Below are 19,038 nucleotides of genomic sequence, written 5' to 3'. Positions count from 1 at the left end.
GGGCTCTTCAGTTTGAAGAGCCCACCTTTGGTTAATGCTGACTTTGGTTAACGCTGACCTGACTAAGCCTGGACGCGCTCAACATCGGGTTCAAGGTAGATGACCCGGGCGATCGGTACCGCCGCCCGGATCCGCTGCTCGGCGTCGTCAATCACACGGGCAATTGCTTGACCGGTATCGGCGGCGCCCATGGTGATCTTGGCTGCAACCAGCAGTTCCTCCGGCCCCAGGTGCATGGTCTTGAGGTGGATGATCCGGGTGCCATCCGACTGCAGTGCCTCGGTGATGCGTGCGACGTCGTCTTTGGTGGCCGATTCACCCAGCAGGAGCGATTTGGTCTCGACCGCAAGGATGACAGCAATCGCGACAAGCAGCAGGCCGATCATGGCCGTACCGAAGGCGTCCCAAATGCCATCGCCGGTTACGAGGGTCATGCTGACGCCGAACAGGGCGAACACCAAGCCAAGCAAGGCGCCGAAGTCTTCCAGGAGGATGACCGGCAGCTCGGGCTGCTTGGCGTTGCGGATGAACTTGGCCCACGTCTGCTTGCCACGGATATGGTTCGACTCCACGATGGCGGTTCGGAAGGAGAACGACTCGGCGATGATGGCGCCAACAAGGACAGCCAACGGTACCCACCAGAAGTCGCCTTCGATGCCATGCGGGTGCTGGAACTTCTCCCACGCCTCGTACAGGGCGAAGAGGCCACCCACGCTGAACAAGACGATGGACACGATGAACGCGTAAATGTACCGTTCGCGGCCGTAGCCAAAGGGGTGCTCGGGGCTTGCCGCACGCTGTGCGCGCTTGCCTCCTACCAGGAGAAGGATCTGGTTGCCGGAGTCGGCCACTGAGTGAATGGCCTCAGCGAGCATGGACGATGACATCGTCAGGACGAATGCAACGAACTTCAGGACAGCGATGGTCAGGTTCGCGGCGAGGGCCGCCACGATCGCTTTGGTACCGCCACTTGCAGCCACGAAAGCTTCACCTCTTCGGTTTTGGGAAAGTTTGGAATGGGCCAGGAAGAGTCGTCATCGTGACGATCTTGCAAGAAATACCGTACCGGGCGTCAGGCTGTTTCTACATTCCCGACCCGGGCGCCCTGCTGCGAACGGGCGCTGGCATAGAGGCAAACTGTGGCCGCTGTGCCTAGGTTCAGGCTCTCGGCCGCGCCATAAACAGGGACGGCTACGCGGTGATCCGCGAGTGCCAGTTCTGCATCGGACAGCCCTTGCGCTTCGTTCCCGAACAACCAGGCTGTGGGTGCCTCAAGGGCGTAATCCGAGGCTACATCGCCGTTTCCGAGCCTCCGGGCAGCATTCTCGTCCTGGAGCTGGTCCAGGTTGACAGTCCCGTAGCCGTCTGCAGCCAGGACCCCTATGCCCTGTTCCCGGCAGCGCGCGACAAGATCTTCAACGTCAGCCCCCAGGACCACGGGCAGGTGGAACAACGAACCGGCCGTGGACCGTACCGCCTTGGGGTTGTATATGTCCACGCTTGAGCCGGTCAGGATCACGGCGTCGGCACCTGCGGCGTCGGCCGCGCGCAAAACGGTCCCTGCGTTGCCGGGGTCCCGGACCTGGCACATGACGGCGATAAGGCGAGGACCGGCGTCGAGCACCGATTCGAGGCTGACATCCACGAAACTACACACGGCAACAATGCCCTGCGGGTTGACGGTGTCCGCCATGGCGGCCAGGACGTCGTCGCTGGCCAGCCGAAGATGTGTTCCTTCTGCAAGGTCCGCGAGTTCCGGGAGCCGCTCCAGGCATGCCTCGCTCGCAAAGACTTCATGCACGACGGCGGAACCGCCTGCCGCAGTACGTTCCCGGTGCAGGGTCAAAGCCTCGCGAACCGCCTGTGGACCCTCAGCCAGGAAACGGCCGCGCTTTAAACGGGCCGGGCGCCCGGCAAGCTTTGCAACGTCCCTCACCCGATCTGCTCGGGGGTTGGTCATCGGAAAGTCTTGCGGGCGCCCGGTTTCGTTCATACAAAGAACTTTAGTGGCAGTTGCGACTAGTTCTTGATCTGCTGGCGGGCTTCGCCGCCGGCCGGCTCGAAGCCAGCAGCCTTTGCAGCCTCAACCGTGGAGAACCAGTATTCTGCAGCAGTGTTCTCGTACCAAGTGGAACCCGGTACGTGGTACTTCTTGGACTCGGCGTTGCCCTTGATGGCGTGGCCTTCCGGAGCACCTTCGCCGTCAACGGCAGCAATAGCGCCATCGATAGCGGGCTTCTCGGAGACAGAAGCCTTGACAGCCGTTGCGGTAGCAGCAGCGGGAGCAACCTTGGCAGCCTTCGGTGCGGCAACCTCGGCCTTGGCAGCCGGAGCAGACGTGTCGGCCGGGAGGGCAGCCTTGGCAATGTTCACCAGAGCGGCGAATGCGTTGGCGTCCGAAACAGCCAGTTCGGCCAGCATACGGCGGTCAACCTCAACCTCAGCGGCCTTCAGGCCCTGGATCAGGCGGTTGTAGGTGAGGCCGTTGGCGCGGGATGCAGCGTTGATGCGCTGGATCCAGAGGCGGCGGAAGTCGCCCTTCTTCTTACGGCGGTCGCCGTAGCTGTACACAAACGAGTGCAGCAGCTGCTCTTTGGCCTTGCGGTACAGGCGCGAACGCTGACCGCGGTAACCCTTGGCGCGTTCGAGGATAACCCGGCGCTTCTTGTGGGCGTTTACCGCCCGCTTCACACGTGCCACGTGCGTACTCCTTCAGAAATCTTTATCCCAAGCTGCTACTGCCGGAGATCCGGCCGGCCTGAGAAGGCTTTTGGTGTAGTCGGCCGCTACCGGATGGCAGCAACCAAAGAACTTGGAACTTAGACGCCGAGCATCTTCTTGATGACCTTGGCATCGCCCTTGAAGACGATCTTGTCGCCGGCGAGGCGACGGGTCAGCGTGGAGGACTTGTGCTCCAGGTAGTGGCGGCGGTTGGCCTGCTGACGCTTCAGCTTGCCGGTGCCGGTCAGCTTGAAGCGCTTCTTAGCACCGCTGTGGGTCTTCATCTTCGGCATGGGGACCGATCTCCTTACGTATCCACGGACAAAGTCCGCAGTTCTTTCGTGCAGCCGGCCTACGAGGGCCGGCGTGCTGGTTGCTTGCCGTTGGAGGTCAGGACCTCCGGGGCGTTGAACTAGTTGGTCTTGCGTGATGCAGGCTTCGGCGCAGCCTTGGGAGCTGCGGGCCGAGCTGCCGGCTTGGGAGCTGCCGGCTTGGCGACGGGCTTCGGAGCCGAGGGAACTGCAGGCTTCGGGGCAGCTGCAGGAACAGCTGCCTTCGGAGCTGCCGGTGCGGGAGCTGCCTTGGGGGCCGGTGCTTTCTCCGCCGGTGCAGCCTCCACAACCGGGGCTTTCTCAACCACGGGTGCTTCTTCGACTACAGGAGCTTCCTCAACAACCGGGGCCTCTTCGACGACGGGTGCTTCTTCAGCTACCGGTGCTTCCTCGGCTTCTTCAACAACCGGTGCCTCTTCAGCAACGGGGGTTTCAGCCTCGGGAGCGTCCACGGCTTCCTGCTTGGGCTCTTCTTCGGAAGCGAGCAGGCCTGCGGGCAGAAGGTCGCCCAGGGTCTGCGTCAGCGGAGCCTGGTCACCTGTGGTGTCCACGCGTCCGGATGCCTTGGCCTCGTTCTGGGCCTTGGCTTCGGCACGCTGGGCTGCACGCCGGGCTTCTGCCTTGGCTTCGGCCTTGTTCTTCAGCGGGCCGATCACCATGACCATGTTGCGGCCATCGATGCGAGGGCTGGATTCAACAATGCCCACCTCTGCGACGTCTTCAGCAAACTTCTGAAGCAGGCGGATGCCCATCTCTGGACGCTGCTGTTCGCGGCCGCGGAACTGGATCATTGCCTTGACCTTGTCACCTGCACCGAGGAAGCGAAGTGCATGTCCGCGCTTGGTTTCGTAGTCGTGCTTGTCGATCTTGAGGCGGAAACGGATTTCCTTCAGAACCGTGTTGGTCTGGTTCTTGCGGGCCTCACGCGCCTTCACGGCAGCTTCGTACTTGTACTTGCCGAAGTCCATCAACTTGCAAACAGGAGGCTTAGCCTGCGGGGCAACTTCAACGAGATCGAGATCGGATTCGGCAGCAAGACGCAGGGCGTCCTCGATGCGGACGATTCCTACCTGTTCGCCGGCAGGGCCGACCAGCCGCACCTCGGGGACGCGGATACGCTCATTGATTCTTGGCTCGCTAATGTTAAAGCTCCTGTGGTTGTGGTGAGTTTCACCGGCAAATAGAGAAGGCCTCCAATTGCTGGTGCAATCGAAGGCCTCAAGGATCGGGTGTGCTCCTTTGAAGGGTGCACGCACTCCAGAGGCTACGCCTCCGGGTGTCCGACCAGTACCCGGCAACCTCTTGTTCCGTGAAGGAATCCTGTTCCCCGAAGGGAAAACGGCTGACGCGGGTGGGAGAGAACTCCGCTTGCAAACTGAAAATCAATTCTACAGAAATAACCCGCCAAGCGCACATTGCACGCGGCGGGAGCATTTAATGCGAATAACGACTTCCAGTCGGTCTGTGACAAGCTTACCAGTATGAGCACTGAAGACAGCAATTCGCGCAACTCCTACTCCGAGGACACAGCCACGGCCACCGCAGCCGACGCCGGGGTTTCCCAGCAGATCCGTGACATCGCGGAAGTTCCGGCAGTAGAAGTCATCACCACCGGCGCGGTCCACCTGATGAGCGCCGCCGCTGTGAAAGTCGGCCTTGCCGATGACCCCAACGCAGAAGACCTCAAAGACCTCGACGAGGCCCGCAAGCTCATCACTGCACTGGCTGGCCTCGTAACGGCGGCAGCCCCCGAAATCGGTTCGCAGCATGCCGGGCCCTTGCGTGATGGACTGCGCTCCCTCCAGTTGGCATTCCGCGAAGCCTCCCTTATCCCTGACGCACCGGGCAAAGGCCCGGGCGAGAAGTTCACCGGGCCTGTGAACTAGCCAGGAACTGCCCAAAATACCTACGACGGCGGCCCGACCACATGTGGTCGGGCCGCCGTCGTCGTTAGTCACTGGTATTACGGCTCAGTGGGTTTATGGATCACTGGGATTACGGCCCCGAAGAATTAGCGACGCCGGAGCTACACCCGGGCGCGCCGACGCCTGGACATGAGGGCGAAGCCCGCGATGCAAAGTACGACTCCTGCAAAGCCGACGGAGGCAAAACCTCCGGACGGCCCCACAGTGTCAATAAATATCCCGGCAAGGGGCGCGCCGAAGGCAATCCCGGCCGTCAGCGCGGATCCGTACCAGCCCATGGCCTCGCCGCGGCGTTCCTCATCTACGAGGTCCGCCACCTTTTCCGATGACGCCGACAACACCGGAGCGCAAAGAAGGCCAGGGAGAATCGAGAGCACCGCCAGCGTCCAGGTATCGTGTGCGAAACCCATCGGGATGGTGAGCGCGGCCATGCCCAACAACAGCAGCATGGGAGAGACCGAACGATTCATTGCGCCGTAGATGAGTCCGCCCACAACCGATGCCGCACACCAGAAAAAGAAAACGATGCCGATCTCGTTTTGGTGGCCCCCGCGCTCCAACAGGCCAACAATACTGACATCCGAGCCGCTAAGTACCATCCCCGATCCCGCAGCTACGGCGAAAAGTGCCGCTACGGAAACCGTAAACCAGGTGAAATTGCGGGCCACGCGCTTCCGAAGTCCAGCTGTGCGGGACGTGGCTGCCGGCGCCATTTCAGAGGCCGCCTCCTGCACGTGGCCTGGCGCGGAGGCCACCATTGCCGCCTCGGCAGCGGCAAGGTCCGCAGCCGCCCGTGCCGCGGATTCCTCCGGACTGCAATTGGCATCGCTGCGGGTGGGAGGGTTGAACCAGATCAAAAACAGGCCAGCCACGGAAACAGAAATGCCCACCGCGGTAAGCCCCACGGCCGAGAAGCCGCTGGTGGCGACGATCGCGCCAACGGCGGGACCTATCATGAACACGAACTCAGTGGCGATGGAATCGAGCGCAAACGCCGAGCGTCGCTGGTCTCCGTCCACCATGACGCCCAACGATTGACGAACGACGCTAAAGATCGGCAATGTGAACAAGCCACCCACGAAGACCAAGGGAAGCAGCCAGGCGTAAGGGACGTGCGGAACAATGGACCAAATCACTGTTTCCGAGATGACGGATGGGATCAGCGCCTTACGCAGGCCCACCATGTCCACGCGCCGACCACGCCAGGGCGCCCCCAAGGCAATGCCTATGGTCATGACGGCGGCAGCGGCACCCGCGGCGGCGTAGCCCTCCCCCAGTGACAGGACAATGTGCAACGTCAGGAGCACGCCCGCCGCCGAATGCGGAATGCGGGCGATCATGCCCACCAGCAGGAGCCGCCGGACAGGGCGAATGGACAGCATCTCTTTGTAGAGAGCGAAATTCACGGGCTAATTCCTCTTGTTCCCCCAGGGCAGTCCCCGGTGGACGGGTACTGCCGTTAGTGCCGCCCAGGCTCCTGTGCCGCACGTTGCAGTTTTACTTCAACGGAATCGACGCCCTCGGCAAACGATTCCACCTGTGCCCACGCCTCGTTCAGGTCAGCCACCAGCGATTGGACGGCGGCGGCATCGAGTCCGTCCTCAAGGAAGAGCACTATCCGCAGTTCCGGGCCAGCGCCTCCGCCCGGGACCGTGCGGCCGTCCGCAGTCAGGGAGGCGACACCACCACCGGCCTGTGTTTCGAGCCGGCGCACCGCCGGAAACGCCTCGGCCTGTGAAGCGAGAGCAGACTCCAGTTGATCATCAAGGTATGACGGCGTCCAGTCCCGCTGCTGCGCCAACGCCCACATGGCTGGCCGCCGAACCACGAAGGTGAACGCCGAACCGGGGTCCAGCACCAACAATTGTGCGCCTTCGGAAACAGCCGAAAGGGCCGCCCTTGCCGCATAAACAGCTACGGGCCGGGCCTCTGCATGCCACGATTCAAGAGCGGCGGCCGTGGTGAACACCGGCATTGCCTTCCGGCCATCAGGCGCCTTAAGTGTGACTAATGCCATATCGGCCTGCTTGTCCGCGTGCAGCCCGTCAACGCCTTCGGCTTCCTCGGCGAGCTGGGCTACCACGGGAACGAAAACCCGGGCGGTAGCGAGTGAAGCCAGGACCTCCGCCTCACTGCCCGTCCCGTTCAGCAGTGCATCAACGGCGGCGAGGTAACCGGGGTCGGCACTGCCGTCGTCGTCTTCGAAATTGTGGATCCTGGCATCGTCACCAGTCAGGCTCCGGCCTTCCCAAGGTTGCCCCGCCGAGTCGGTAGCACCGCCGGCGCCGGCCAGGGCAGCGGCAATATGGCCTGGAAGTTCGCGTCGTCCGGCATCGCGGTTCCCCGGGTGGTTCTCCGGGCCGGAATCTGTGGGACGTGAAGCAGCCATCAGCGACGACCGGCTACATCCAGGGCTTCGGGCAAAGTGAAAGCGCCTGCATAAAGGGCTTTGCCAACAATCGCACCCTCGACGCCCAAGGGCACGAGTTGGCGGAGCACGCGAAGATCCTCAAGGCTGGAGATGCCGCCTGAAGCCACCACGGGTTTGCCCGTTTTCTGCACCATCTGGCGCAGCAAGTCGACGTTCGGTCCCTGCAGCGTTCCGTCTTTGGTGACATCGGTGACCACGTAGCGTGCGCAGCCAGCGTCCTCCAGTCGGGCAAGAACTTCCCAGAGGTCGCCGCCTTCTTTGGTCCAGCCACGACCAGCCAGAGTGGTACCACGGACATCGAGGCCGACGGCGATCTTGTCGCCGAAGCGGTCAATGGCGCGCCGTGTCCACTCAGGGTTCTCCAATGCTGCCGTACCGAGGTTCACCCGCTCCACGCCCAATTCCAGGGCGCGTTCCAGCGACTCGTCATCCCGCAGACCGCCGGACAACTCAACCTTGACGTTGAGCTGGGAGACGACCTCGCTGATGAGGTCCGCGTTGTTGCCGCGGCCAAAAGCGGCGTCGAGGTCCACCATGTGCACCCACTCAGCACCGGCGTTCTGCCAGTTCAAGGCAGCTTCCAAAGGCGTGCCGTAGCTGGTTTCCGAACCTGCCTCTCCTTGCAGCAGACGGACAGCCTGGCCATCAACGATGTCGACGGCGGGGAGGAGTTCCAGAACGGACTGGGCAGAGGTGGTCATGTGTGTCCTAGGAGTTGATGGGGACGCGAGGCGTTCAGTTGCCCGGCAGCGTCAGGAGATAGGCGGCAAGCAGGGACATCCCCGCCAGTACATAGAAGGAAACGGAAACCCACAGTGGCTTCTTCTGCTGGTGGAAAGAGATACCTCCACCCACCAGCACGCCGGCAAGGCCCATAAGCACTACAGACCACACTTAGGCTGCACCACGATCGTCCGCTGCCGGAGCCTGTGCCACCTTGGATGCAGGCTTGCGAAGCCCGTCCACCCAGTTGCGCAGGAGGCGTGCCCCGGCGTCTCCGGATTTCTCGGGGTGGAACTGCGTTGCGCACAGGGGGCCATTTTCAACAGCAGCGATAAAGCGGGCACCGTGCTCGGACCACGTCACCAAAGGTGGAGCCATCCGGGGCTGAACGACGTCGAAGTTCCAATCCTGCACGCCGTATGAGTGAACGAAGTAGAAGCGTTCCTGCTCGACTCCTGCGAAAAGCTTGGACCCTTCAGGCACGTCCACCGTGTTCCAACCCATGTGGGGAACCACGGGGGCGGGCAGGAGTTCAACCTTGCCCGGCCACTCAGCCATGCCCTCGGACTCGGTTCCATGTTCGACTCCCGCTTCGAAGAGCACCTGCAGCCCAACGCAGATTGCCAGGACCGGCCGTCCACCCGCAACGCGTCGGCCAATCATGCGGATCGCATCGACGGCCTTGAGTTCCCTCATCACTGTTTCAAAGGCACCCACGCCGGGGACCAGCAGCCCGTCGGCATTCAGCACGTCCTCAGGCTTGGAGCTGAGAACCACCTCGGCGCCTGCCCGTTCCAGGGCGCGAACGGCCGAACGGACATTGCCTGAACCGTAGTCCAGCACCGTAACCGTGGGCTTGCCTTCCGGCGACTCCGGCTTGACGGTAGCCGAAGCGTCAGTAACCGCACCGTCCTTCAGGATTTGCCCGCTCATAGCGCGCCCTTGGTGGATGGGATGCCCTCGACGCGGGGATCCGACTCCACTGCCGAGCGAAGAGCCCGGGCAAAGGCTTTGAATTGGGCCTCGACGATGTGGTGGGGATCGCGGCCTGCAAGAACGTTCATGTGCAGGCAGATACCGGCGTGCAATGTGATGGCCTCAAAGACGTGGCGGGTCAGCGAACCCGTGAAGTGGCCGCCGATCAGGTGGTACTCCTGCCCTGCGGGTTCTCCTCCGTGCACCAGATACGGGCGGCCCGAAACATCCACGACAGCGTGCGCCAAGGCTTCGTCCAAAGGAACCGTTGCTTCGCCGAAGCGGCGGATTCCGGCTTTGTTGCCCAAGGCAGTACGCAAGACCTCACCAAAAGTAATGGCCACATCCTCAACTGTGTGGTGGGCATCAATGTGGGTGTCACCCGTGGCTTTGACGGTCATGTCAATCAGGGAGTGCTTGCACAACGCCGTCAGCATGTGGTCATAGAAGGGAACCGTGGTGCTGATGTCCGAGACACCGGTGCCATCCAGGTTGATCTCCACCAGGACGGAGGATTCGCTGGTGGTGCGCTCCATGCGCGCAGTGCGGTCAGCGGACGGCTTGGCGCCGGTTTCGCTCATTGGGACGTCCTTATACACGAAGAATGGGGTGGGTCTATTGACAAGTTTAGTTGGGTTGGGACGCAGGACTGTCCAGAAGGGCTTCCAAGGCTTCAAGGAAGGCCGTCGTTTCCTTTTCTGTTCCCGCTGTCACGCGCAGGTGCCCCGGAATGCCGACGTCGCGGATCAGGACTCCCGCATCCAGCAAGCCCTGCCAGATCGCGTGCGGGTTCGAAAGCCCACCGAAGAACACGTAGTTTGAGTCCGATGCCGCCGGCTTGAGCCCCATTCGGAGGAGTTCGGTCACAATCCGGTCCCGTTGCACCTTGATGTCCTCGACGTCGGCCATGAGCGCTTCGCGGTGATTGAGGGCGGCCAGGGCCGTGGCTTGTGTGACGGCTGAGAGGTGGTAGGGCAGCCGAACGAGCCTGATGGCATCGGTAACCTCAGGCGCGGCGGCCATGTAGCCCAAGCGGGCACCTGCCAGGGCAAAGGCCTTGCTCATGGTTCGCGAGACGATCAAACGTTCGCGCCCGGGAAGCAGCGTCAGCGCGCTTGGCGTGTTGTCGTGCGCGAACTCGTGGTAGGCCTCATCTACGATGACGATCGCCTGGCTGGCCTCGCCGGCTTCGTACACGGCTTCTACGACGTCCAGGCCCAGTCCCGTTCCCGTGGGGTTGTTGGGCGAGCAGAGGAACACGATATTTGCGCCAGTCTCCTTCACTTGGGCAGCAGCAGAAGCCGCATCCAGGCCATAGTCGTCAGCTCGCACTCCACGGACATACTCGGTGTCCGTGCCACTGGCAAGCAGCGGGTACATGGAATACGTGGGAGGGAATCCCAGAGCTTTGCGCCCCGGACCGCCAAAGGCCTGCATAATCTGCTGCAGGACCTCGTTGGAGCCGTTGGCTGCCCAGATGTTCTCCGCGGAAAGCCCGTGTCCGAGGTAATCGGCAAGGGATTCACGGAGTTCCGTGAATTCGCGGTCAGGGTACCGGTTCAGACCGGTGGCCGCAGCAGCAACAGCCTGGGTAATCGCCTCTTGCACATCTGCCGGCACGCCATGGGTGTTCTCGTTGACGTTGAGCAAAATGGGGACGTCAAGCTGCGGCGCGCCATAGGGGCTCAATCCACGCAGGTTGGTCCGAAGGGGAAGGCGGTCAAGTCGCTCAAGCTGGTCACTCACCAAGACAGTTTAAGGTGCCGGTGCGACTGCAGAGTAACTGTGACGCCAGAGACGCCCACCCATAGGCCCACGGCCGCTCAATTGGCGGGAACGAACAGCTGCTGGCCGGGCTGGATGCGTCCCCCGCGGAGATCGTTCAACTGAATGATTTCTGCGATGACATCACGGGGGTCCCGCTCCGGCGCGGCCGCACCGGCGATGCCCCACAAGGACTGCCCGGGCTGGACAGTAACCGTAACGGCCACCGGCGGCTGAAGCTGGCCTTGGGAATCAGAAGCTTTAGCCGGGGAGTTAATGAAGCCGGCGAGGCTCAGCAGCGCGGCAAGGAGCAGCATGATGGGGATCCCGAAGAACACGATCCTGCCGCGTTGGGTCAGCCGGAGACGCGCAGGAGCCGGAGTGTTGCGGAATTCATGGAACGTGGAGATTGCGGACATGAGCTGAGCCCTTCTGAGCGATTGCCTGCATCGGATGCCCGTTGCTGGCTGCCAATTCCTTGTGTTCGTTGGACCCGGCCTGAATATTCGAACACTTTCTTCGAACATTCGAACCCTGCTCAACTTTTATAGAACACATATTCGAACCTTGCTATGACATTTTTAGCACTTATCAACGAACGGTGTCGAGACTCGCTAGAACGAATGTTTGATAAACGCCTGTGCCTGGCCTAGGTTTGAGTGAAGAAACAGGCACTGTTTCAGTGGAACAGGAGGGTCTGACATTTTTTCAGATCCAACATCCCCGGGCTCACTCCAGACGGTGACCGGGCGGAACGGAAGGGCATTGGCGAACATGGCAGCGAAAGCCACCGGCGGCGGGGTTCCCCTGCGGAGCCAACAGCCTCAAAAGAGTCCCAAAAGCCTGACTGTCCGGCAGAAGAAAATCCTGGAAACCATCCAGCGGTCCGTCAATGACAACGGGTATCCGCCCAGCATGCGCGAAATTGGCGACACCGTTGGTCTCGCGAGCCTCTCCAGCGTCACGCACCAGCTCTCCCAGTTGGAGAAGCTCGGCTACTTGCGCAGAGATCCCAAGCGCCCCCGCGCCATGGAAGTACTTATGCCTTTGACCCTTGACGGCGGGACAATTCCCGGAGTGGAAGCAACTACTACCCTCCGCAGTGCAGGCGGACTCGCCGTGACGGAGTTGGCCAGTGCCAGCGACACCGCGATGGTGCCCCTGGTGGGACGCATCGCAGCCGGTGGGCCCATCCTCGCTGACCAGACGATTGAGGACGTCCTGCCCCTGCCCCGGCAACTGGTGGGCCACGGCGAACTGTTCATGCTGAAGGTCGCTGGGGACTCAATGATCGATGCCGCCATTTGTGACGGTGACTGGGTAGTTGTCCGCCGCCAGAATGACGCCATCAACGGCGACATCGTGGCAGCACTCCTGGATGACGAAGCCACGGTAAAGACTTTCCGCCAGCGGGACGGCCATACCTGGCTGCTCCCCCAGAACACGCAGTACGAACCGATACTTGGAGACCAAGCCACCATTATGGGCAAGGTCGTCTCGGTCCTGCGCTCCCTCTAGGGCGTTCGCCTACGTTTTCTTTGCGCCCAAGCGTTCCAGGACGCCGCGCACCACGTTGCGGTCCGTCGTAGCCCAAAATGGCGGCAAAGCGGCCCGTAGGAACCCGCCGTACCGTTCGGTGGAAAGCCGTGAGTCCAGGACGGCGACCACGCCTTTATCGCCGGTGGAACGAATGAGGCGTCCTGCTCCCTGCGCAAGACGAATTGCCGCGTGCGTAGCTGACACCGCCATGAACCCGTTGCCCCCGGACTGTGCAACGGCTCGCGAGCGTGCGGTCATCAGCGGGTCATCAGGCCTCGGGAACGGAATGCGGTCAATCACCACAAGGCGGCAAGAACCGCCAGGGACGTCGACGCCCTGCCACAGGGACATCGTGCCGAAGAGGCAGGTGTCCGGCTCATCAGCAAATTGCTTCACCAGTGCTGCCATGGTGGATTCCCCCTGGCAGAGGATGTCCACATCCAGCCGTGGGCGCATCGCGTCTGCAGCTTCCTCGGCCGCCCGACGTGAGGAGAAGAGGCACAGGGCTCCCCCACCGGATGCACGGATCAGGTCTTCAAGCTCATCCAGTGCCTCGGGAGAAGTGCCCCTGCCGGGCTTGGGCAGGTGTTTGGCCACGTAAAGCACACCCTGCTTGGGGTAATCAAAAGGCGATCCGACGTCCAACCCGGTCCAGCTAGGCGCCCCATCTCCAATGAGCCCCAGGCCACCTGCTGCGGGCTCAAAGGCAGATCCAATAGCCAACGTGGCCGAAGTAAGCACCACAGTGTGCCCTGCGAAAAGGCCTTCCCGCAGCCGGCCGGCAACGCTTAGCGGGGCGATGTTGATCAGTGCCGGCGCGGTCTCGTCCGGGTGCGAGTACCCTTGCTGGGGATCGAAGGTGCTGTTCCTGGAGAACCACACCACTTCGCGGTTCTCCTTGGCCGCGAGCATCCGCTCGCACAGTTCCAGAATGAGCATGAGCCGTGAGCGCGCAAGCTGCCTGCCGCCGTCGACGGCGTTTGAAGAGTCAGTCTTCGAGTCAGATAACGCGGCGCGGGTGGCATCGCGCAGTTGATCCAGGCAGTCCAGTTGTTCGTCGTTGAGCCCGTTGGGCAGCAAACCATTGGGAACTCCTGCAATGGCCATGTCGAGTCGATCGGCTGCCGCGTTCAGGGCGTCTACGGTAATAGCGGTGTGCTTGCGCGCGCTCGAAGCCGCGGCATGCACCATTGCCACGGACAGCTGACCGGTAACGGCCCCCGTGACCCTGTCCTGCAGCTCATGCGCTTCGTCAACCACAACGACGTCGTACTCGGGCAGGACAGCAAGCCCTTCGAAGGCACTCACGGCCAGCATGGCATGGTTGGTCACCACGACGTCGGCCTCAGCCGCCCGGGCCCGTGCCTGCTCGCTAAAGCACTCCTCGGCAAGTGGGCATTTTTGCGCTCCCAGGCACTCCATGGACGTCACGGAGACCTGCCGCCAGGCGCGGTCGGTAACGCCCGGCATCAGTTCATCGCGGTCGCCCGTGGCCGTCTTTTCGGCCCATTCACGCAGGCGGACCACTTCCTTGCCCAATTGCGACGACGGGCCGCCAACCGCCGCTGCAAAATGCGGCACGCTGGTGTCCTCACCCAGGGAAAAAAGTTGGCCCTCGGACGGCTCTTCGCTGGGGAAGCCGCCCTCCAGCTTTTGCAGGCAGACATAATTTGCCCGGCCCTTGACGAGTGCCACGTTCACGGGACGCTCAAGGGCCGGGCTTATGGTCTCCAACAGCCGGGGCAGGTCCCGGCCCACAATCTGTGTTTGCAGGGCCAAGGTAGCGGTGGACACAAGCGTCGGTTTGTCGCTGTCCATGGAATGGGCGATCAACGGAATCAGGTAGGCCAAAGACTTACCCGTTCCCGTTCCCGCCTGGACCAGCAAATGCTCACCGGACTCGATCGCCCTGGTGACTTGCCGTGCCATCTCGTGCTGGCCTGAACGGCTTTGACCGCCCATCCCGGCAACAGCTTTGTCCAACAGCTCGAGGGTAAACTTCTCCCCCACTGACTCGACGACGTCCGCCGCCACCTTCTCAACCATTGCTGACGAATGACTCCAGCTCGGCGGCCAATCCTTCACGAACCATGGCCACCACGCGGGTTCCGTTTTCCTCGTGCTCGAGGCTCAGGATTTCCGAATCGGAGTTGTGCAGCTTGTTGACCATGTCACCGCGGTCATACGGGATCAGCACCTCGAGGCGGACTCCCGGCCGGGGAATGGACCGGCTGATCTCTTCCAGGAGTTCAGGAATGCCCTGGCCCGTACGGGTGGAAACCACGGCGTGCCGCGGTTCCTTTTGCTTCAGGCGTTCCACCACGAAAGGATCCGCTACGTCCACCTTGTTCAGGACGATGATTTCCGGAACCTTGCGGGCGTCGACCTCGGTGAAGACAGCACGCACTGCCGCGATTTGCCCTTCCGGGTCCGGGTGGGAGGCGTCCACGACATGCAGGATCAGGTCTGCGTCCGCGACTTCTTCCAGTGTGGAGCGGAAGGCTTCCACCAGTTGCGTAGGCAACGAGCGGACGAATCCAACGGTGTCCGCCAGCGTGTAGCCGATACCATCCGGCGTCTGCGCCTTCCTGACCGTCGGGTCCAGGGTGGCGAACAGTGCGTTTTCCACCAGCACTCCAGCATCGGTCAGCCGGTTCAGGAGCGAGGACTTTCCAGCGTTGGTATAACCAGCGATGGCAACCGAAGGTACGGCATTACGACGGCGGTTGGCCCGCTTGGTCTCGCGCGCCGGCTTCATGGCCGCGATCTCCCTACGGAGCTTGGCCATGCGCGTCCGGATCCTGCGGCGATCGAGCTCGATCTTTGTTTCACCTGGACCACGGGAACCCATACCGGCACCGGCTCCACCCACCTGGCCACCGGCCTGGCGTGACATGGAGTCACCCCAACCACGAAGCCTGGGGAGCAGGTACTCGAGCTGTGCGAGTTCAACCTGTGCCTTACCTTCACGACTCTTTGCATGCTGCGCGAAGATATCCAGGATCAGCGTGGTCCTGTCCACCACCTTGACCTTGACGATGTCCTCAAGTCCGCGTCGCTGCGAGGGGGAAAGCTCGGTGTCGACCACCACGGTATCGGCTCCCGTGGCAGCCACGATGTCCTTGAGTTCCTGGGCCTTGCCCGAACCAAGGAACGTTCCCGGATCCGGCTTCGTGCGGCGCTGAACCAGGCCGTCAAGGACCTCGGATCCGGCAGTCTCTGCCAGTGCTGCGAGTTCGCGAAGCGAATTCTCGGCGTCAGCCAGGGTGCCTTCTGTCCACAGGCCAGCCAGGACAACGCGCTCCAGACGCAACTGCCGGTATTCAACCTCTGTGACGTCTTCGAGTTCGGTGGAAAGGCCGGCGGTACGGCGGAGGGCCCGGCGTTCGGCCAGGTCTTCCTGCTCGCCGTCGTAAATGCTGTGTTCCTGGTCAAGCGTGGAGATCGCTTGTGCCCTGCCGAAAACGCCTTTGGCGTCATTGTCATCGGATGCCTGTGCGGGTACATCCTTGGAAAGAATCCGGTCAATGACGGCCTGGATTTGTTCAGGACTCATGTCCTGGGCGTCGGAATCGGATCCGGAGTGCTTCTGGGTGGTCATGGTCTCCTTAGACTGTTCGGCATATCCAGAATAGTGCTGTTTGGTGTCCAATGGGACGGTATTCGCGCTGGGCTGACGGGCTTCGGCCATAGACGGCCTCCTGTGGTGCTTGAATCGAGCGGGTTGGTCCGCGGGAGGTCCTGTCCTGCAGGAGAATTCATCGCCAAACCCTAAGCCAGGCGCTAACAGCAGATGGCTGGGCCACTGCTTTCGCGACAGCTGGGGGGACATGTTCTACTGAGCAACCGCGATCCACCAACAATGGGAGGTGCGGAGTCTGCCGGACGGAACCTGCGGGCGGAATGGCCATGCGCTGGGCTGATATGCCAAGCGGGCCTGCATCGCGGGCAGGTGCCTTGCCGACGTGGTGGCCGGCTCGGGCTGATTACTCAAAGATCAAGAACATGCCTTCAACATTAGCAGCACTGTCAAACCGTCCTGGCCCGAGGGCAGTTTCCCAAGCCGACGATAGCCAACTAATCTGGCAAATTATGGAGTCTGCACACTATTTCAGCGCCCAACCGGCCGGTCCGTTCACCCGCAAGCCCCTCACAGTGGAACTGGCTGGAGCTACCCGTCACGTGCAGACCTCGTCGGGTATCTTCAGCCCTGACGGTGTGGACAAGGGTACCAAGGTACTTTTGGCCGAGGTTCCACCACCTTCGCCCCGTGGCAACCTGCTGGATATCGGGTGCGGCTGGGGCCCTGTTGCCCTCACCATGGGGCTCATGGCGCCCTTGGCACAGGTCTACGCCGTGGACGTCAACGAGCGCTGCATCACCCTGACCAATGAGAACGCGGTTGCCCTGGGTTTGAACAACGTGAAGGCCAGCCTCCCGCCCGAGGTAGACCCCGGCGTCGAATTCGACACCATCTGGTCCAACCCGCCAATCCGCATCGGCAAGGACGAACTACACACGCTGCTCCTGACGTGGCTGCCCCGGCTGGCACCTGGCGGCAATGCGTGGATGGTGGTTCAGAAGAACCTGGGTTCGGACTCCCTCCAACGCTGGCTGGCCAACGAACTGGACAAGTCCTTCACGGTCTCCCGGGAGAGCACCTCCAAGTCCTTCAGGATCCTTCGGGTCAGGAAAGCGTCCCACTAGCCACGATGACTGCAGGGCCGCTCAGCTCAACGTGTTCGCGGCCGTCCTCCCCCGGGAAGAACCTGACGTCCACCACGCCACCAGGAACGTTGACATGCCAGGCATTTGGGGCGCTGCTGCCAGCCCAATGACGGATCGCGACAGCGGCGGCACAAGCCCCGGTGCCACACGATTGGGTTTCGCCCACTCCGCGCTCGTGGACGCGCATGGTGATGGTTCCCACGCCGTCGTGAACCAGCGGCTCTGCGGGCACCACAAACTCGACATTGGTGCCATTGGCAGGCTTGGGATCCACTACCGGCGCGGTGAACAACTTCGTGGCGGCGAGCTCGCCAAGCTCCGCAAGCGCTACCACCGTGTGCGGGTTGCCCATGCTGACCGAGAGCCCGGGCCGGGCCACCTCCAGACCGTCTGCGCTGACCAAGGCATCCATGGCTTTGCTTTGTGCTTCTGCGGGGAAAATGAATTCCCAAGGGCCCATATCCACGGCATAGCCGTCGGCCGTGCGCACAATCTTCTTAATGCCGCCACGTGTTCCGATGGTCAAGGACTGGCCCGGCCCGAGCTCAACCAGGCCTTGGGCGATCAGGAAATGCACGAACACGCGGACGCCGTTACCGCACATCTCCGACAGCGAGCCGTCGCCGTTTCGGTAGTCCATGAACCACTCGGCGGAGGCGTCCTGCTCGAGCAGGTCGCGGCCCTCAGGCAGGTAACGGGATGGGACAGCGCGGATAAGACCGTCACCACCGATCCCCCGATGCCTGTCGCACAGCTGTGCTACTTGCTCGGGAGAGATCTCGTGGGCATCACCGGGATCAGCAATCAGGACGAAGTCATTGCCCGTTCCATGGCCCTTGGAAAACGCCAAACCGGAAAGGCTGGCAGCGGGCACGGGGGCACCGGCAGCGGCGGACTGCTGGGCGGGAACTGCGGCGGTTTGATCCATGGGACTAGGCTACCCGCCGGGCAGGTTCGGCCAGAAATTGCTGTATGGAGTGCCAGCCCTGCTACGCCAGCGCCACTGCCTTGGACACAAGGTCCGGGTCCTGCCAGTCAAGCCAGGTAATGCGGGGATCGGCCCGGAACCACGTCAATTGTCGCCGGGCGAACTGCCTCGTGGCCACAATGGTTTCCTCAGTTGCCTCCGGGACGCTGGCTTCGGCGTCGAGCACCCTGAGGAACTGAGCGTATCCCAAGGCACGCGAGGCTGTCTTGCCGCGCCGAAGCCCAGCTGCATCAAGCCGTTCCACTTCCTGCAGCAATCCCGCATCCACCATGCGGTGTACGCGGAGCGCCAGCCGCTCCCGCAGAACCTCCCGGTCCACAGACAGGCCAATCTGTAGTGCCGGCTGGAAGTACTCGCGTTGCGGCATGAACGAGCTGAACGGCCGTCCCGTCATTCCATGGACCTCCAGGGCCCTGATCACCCGCCGGGCATCCCCCAGACGGCCGGCCGAGATCGGATCCACCTTTTCAAGCCGGGCCCGCATCGGCGCCAGACCGAAGGTTTCCCATTCGTCCTCAAGCCGTTTTCGCAAGACGGGGTCCGTGCCGGGGAACTCCAGTACGTCCAGGGCGGCCCGCACATAGAGGCCGGAGCCGCCCACCATGATGGCGCGCTTGCCCCGGGCATGGACGTCAGCAATGACGGCGCGGCATTCCGCTTGGAAGTCCGCCACGCTGGCTTCCTCCGTGACGTCCTTTATGTCCAGCAGATGGTGTGGCACACCCTTGCGCTCGTCCACAGTGATCTTGGCCGTACCGATGTCCATGCCCCGATAAAACTGCAGGGCATCAGCGTTGATGACCTCGCCATTGAGGGCAAGGGCCAGCTCGACGCCCAGATCCGATTTACCCGAGCCGGTTGGGCCGACGACTGCGATTACCGGCGGCGCGGCATGGGAGGGAGTCATTCGAT

The 19,038-nt window shown here is 62.3% G+C and carries 20 protein-coding genes; 3 read left to right on the top strand and 17 right to left on the bottom strand.

What is annotated here, in order from left to right:
• Positions 1-62: 62 nt before the first annotated feature.
• From LDN90_RS07750 to infC, 5 genes are all read right to left on the bottom strand, one after another.
• Positions 63-980 (bottom strand): cation diffusion facilitator family transporter, encoded by a 918-nt coding sequence (locus LDN90_RS07750; protein WP_223948572.1) that lies wholly within the window; start codon positions 978-980, stop codon positions 63-65.
• 92 nt (positions 981-1,072) lie between these two features.
• Positions 1,073-1,993, bottom strand: a complete 921-nt coding sequence (locus LDN90_RS07745; RefSeq protein ID WP_223948571.1) for an RNA methyltransferase — start codon at positions 1,991-1,993, stop codon at positions 1,073-1,075.
• Positions 1,994-2,019: 26 nt separating this feature from the next.
• Complete coding sequence (rplT, locus tag LDN90_RS07740) at positions 2,020-2,700, bottom strand: 50S ribosomal protein L20 (protein WP_216925239.1); 681 nt, start codon at positions 2,698-2,700, stop codon at positions 2,020-2,022.
• A 119-nt stretch (positions 2,701-2,819) separates the two neighbouring features.
• Positions 2,820-3,014 carry a 50S ribosomal protein L35 gene (gene rpmI / locus LDN90_RS07735; RefSeq protein WP_059387794.1) on the bottom strand — a complete coding sequence of 65 codons (195 nt, stop codon included), beginning with the start codon at positions 3,012-3,014 and terminating at the stop codon, positions 2,820-2,822.
• Between the two features lie 119 nt (positions 3,015-3,133).
• On the bottom strand, positions 3,134-4,309 hold the full coding sequence (gene infC / locus LDN90_RS07730) for a translation initiation factor IF-3 (RefSeq protein ID WP_223948570.1): 1,176 nt from the start codon (positions 4,307-4,309) through the stop codon (positions 3,134-3,136).
• A gap of 225 nt (positions 4,310-4,534) precedes the next feature.
• On the opposite strand from infC, the gene LDN90_RS07725 reads away from it, so the two are divergent.
• Positions 4,535-4,939, top strand: a complete 405-nt coding sequence (locus LDN90_RS07725; RefSeq protein WP_223948569.1) for a DUF1844 domain-containing protein — start codon at positions 4,535-4,537, stop codon at positions 4,937-4,939.
• 140 nt (positions 4,940-5,079) lie between these two features.
• Here LDN90_RS07725 and LDN90_RS07720 read toward each other — a convergent pair whose 3' ends face one another.
• The 8 genes from LDN90_RS07720 to LDN90_RS07685 form a co-directional block, all read right to left on the bottom strand.
• On the bottom strand, positions 5,080-6,384 hold the full coding sequence (locus LDN90_RS07720) for an MFS transporter (protein WP_223948568.1): 1,305 nt from the start codon (positions 6,382-6,384) through the stop codon (positions 5,080-5,082).
• 53 nt (positions 6,385-6,437) lie between these two features.
• Positions 6,438-7,367 (bottom strand): SseB family protein, encoded by a 930-nt coding sequence (locus tag LDN90_RS07715; RefSeq protein ID WP_223948567.1) that lies wholly within the window; start codon positions 7,365-7,367, stop codon positions 6,438-6,440.
• Positions 7,367-8,110, bottom strand: coding sequence for a bifunctional 1-(5-phosphoribosyl)-5-((5-phosphoribosylamino)methylideneamino)imidazole-4-carboxamide isomerase/phosphoribosylanthranilate isomerase PriA (priA, locus tag LDN90_RS07710; RefSeq protein WP_223948566.1), 744 nt, complete (start codon positions 8,108-8,110; stop codon positions 7,367-7,369). Before priA ends, LDN90_RS07715 begins: the two co-directional genes overlap by 1 nt.
• 34 nt (positions 8,111-8,144) lie before the next feature.
• Complete coding sequence (locus tag LDN90_RS07705) at positions 8,145-8,303, bottom strand: hypothetical protein (protein ID WP_216925244.1); 159 nt, start codon at positions 8,301-8,303, stop codon at positions 8,145-8,147.
• Positions 8,304-9,065: an imidazole glycerol phosphate synthase subunit HisH gene (hisH, locus tag LDN90_RS07700; RefSeq protein WP_223948565.1), complete on the bottom strand. Its 762-nt coding sequence runs from the start codon at positions 9,063-9,065 to the stop codon at positions 8,304-8,306.
• On the bottom strand, positions 9,062-9,688 hold the full coding sequence (gene hisB / locus LDN90_RS07695) for an imidazoleglycerol-phosphate dehydratase HisB (RefSeq protein ID WP_216925246.1): 627 nt from the start codon (positions 9,686-9,688) through the stop codon (positions 9,062-9,064). The genes hisH and hisB overlap by 4 nt, the downstream gene beginning before the upstream one ends.
• 46 nt (positions 9,689-9,734) lie before the next feature.
• Positions 9,735-10,853, bottom strand: coding sequence for a histidinol-phosphate transaminase (locus tag LDN90_RS07690; protein WP_216925247.1), 1,119 nt, complete (start codon positions 10,851-10,853; stop codon positions 9,735-9,737).
• A 77-nt stretch (positions 10,854-10,930) separates the two neighbouring features.
• Complete coding sequence (locus tag LDN90_RS07685) at positions 10,931-11,290, bottom strand: LysM peptidoglycan-binding domain-containing protein (RefSeq protein WP_216925248.1); 360 nt, start codon at positions 11,288-11,290, stop codon at positions 10,931-10,933.
• A 355-nt stretch (positions 11,291-11,645) separates the two neighbouring features.
• Here LDN90_RS07685 and lexA point away from each other — a divergent pair, with 355 nt between their 5' ends.
• Positions 11,646-12,389, top strand: coding sequence for a transcriptional repressor LexA (gene lexA / locus LDN90_RS07680; RefSeq protein WP_216925249.1), 744 nt, complete (start codon positions 11,646-11,648; stop codon positions 12,387-12,389).
• A gap of 9 nt (positions 12,390-12,398) precedes the next feature.
• Here lexA and LDN90_RS07675 read toward each other — a convergent pair whose 3' ends face one another.
• A complete protein-coding gene (locus LDN90_RS07675; RefSeq protein ID WP_216925250.1) occupies positions 12,399-14,456 on the bottom strand; it encodes an ATP-dependent DNA helicase in 2,058 nt (685 codons plus the stop codon).
• Positions 14,449-16,011: a GTPase HflX gene (gene hflX, locus LDN90_RS07670; protein ID WP_223948564.1), complete on the bottom strand. Its 1,563-nt coding sequence runs from the start codon at positions 16,009-16,011 to the stop codon at positions 14,449-14,451. The genes LDN90_RS07675 and hflX overlap by 8 nt, the downstream gene beginning before the upstream one ends.
• Before the next feature lie 491 nt (positions 16,012-16,502).
• On the opposite strand from hflX, the gene LDN90_RS07665 reads away from it, so the two are divergent.
• The gene (locus LDN90_RS07665; RefSeq protein WP_223948563.1) at positions 16,503-17,117 is read left to right on the top strand and encodes a methyltransferase; all 615 of its coding nucleotides are present in this window, start codon (positions 16,503-16,505) and stop codon (positions 17,115-17,117) included.
• On the opposite strand, the gene dapF is transcribed toward LDN90_RS07665, so the two are convergent.
• The gene (gene dapF, locus LDN90_RS07660) at positions 17,098-18,066 is read right to left on the bottom strand and encodes a diaminopimelate epimerase (RefSeq protein ID WP_223948562.1); all 969 of its coding nucleotides are present in this window, start codon (positions 18,064-18,066) and stop codon (positions 17,098-17,100) included. The genes LDN90_RS07665 and dapF overlap by 20 nt on opposite strands.
• Before the next feature lie 61 nt (positions 18,067-18,127).
• Positions 18,128-19,033, bottom strand: coding sequence for a tRNA (adenosine(37)-N6)-dimethylallyltransferase MiaA (gene miaA, locus LDN90_RS07655; protein WP_223948561.1), 906 nt, complete (start codon positions 19,031-19,033; stop codon positions 18,128-18,130).
• Between the last annotated feature and the right edge of the window lie 5 nt (positions 19,034-19,038).

The sequence above is a fragment of the Arthrobacter sp. NtRootA1 genome (assembly GCF_019976975.1).
Classification (GTDB): domain Bacteria; phylum Actinomycetota; class Actinomycetes; order Actinomycetales; family Micrococcaceae; genus Arthrobacter; species Arthrobacter aromaticivorans.
This window is presented reverse-complemented; position numbering and strand designations above follow the sequence as displayed.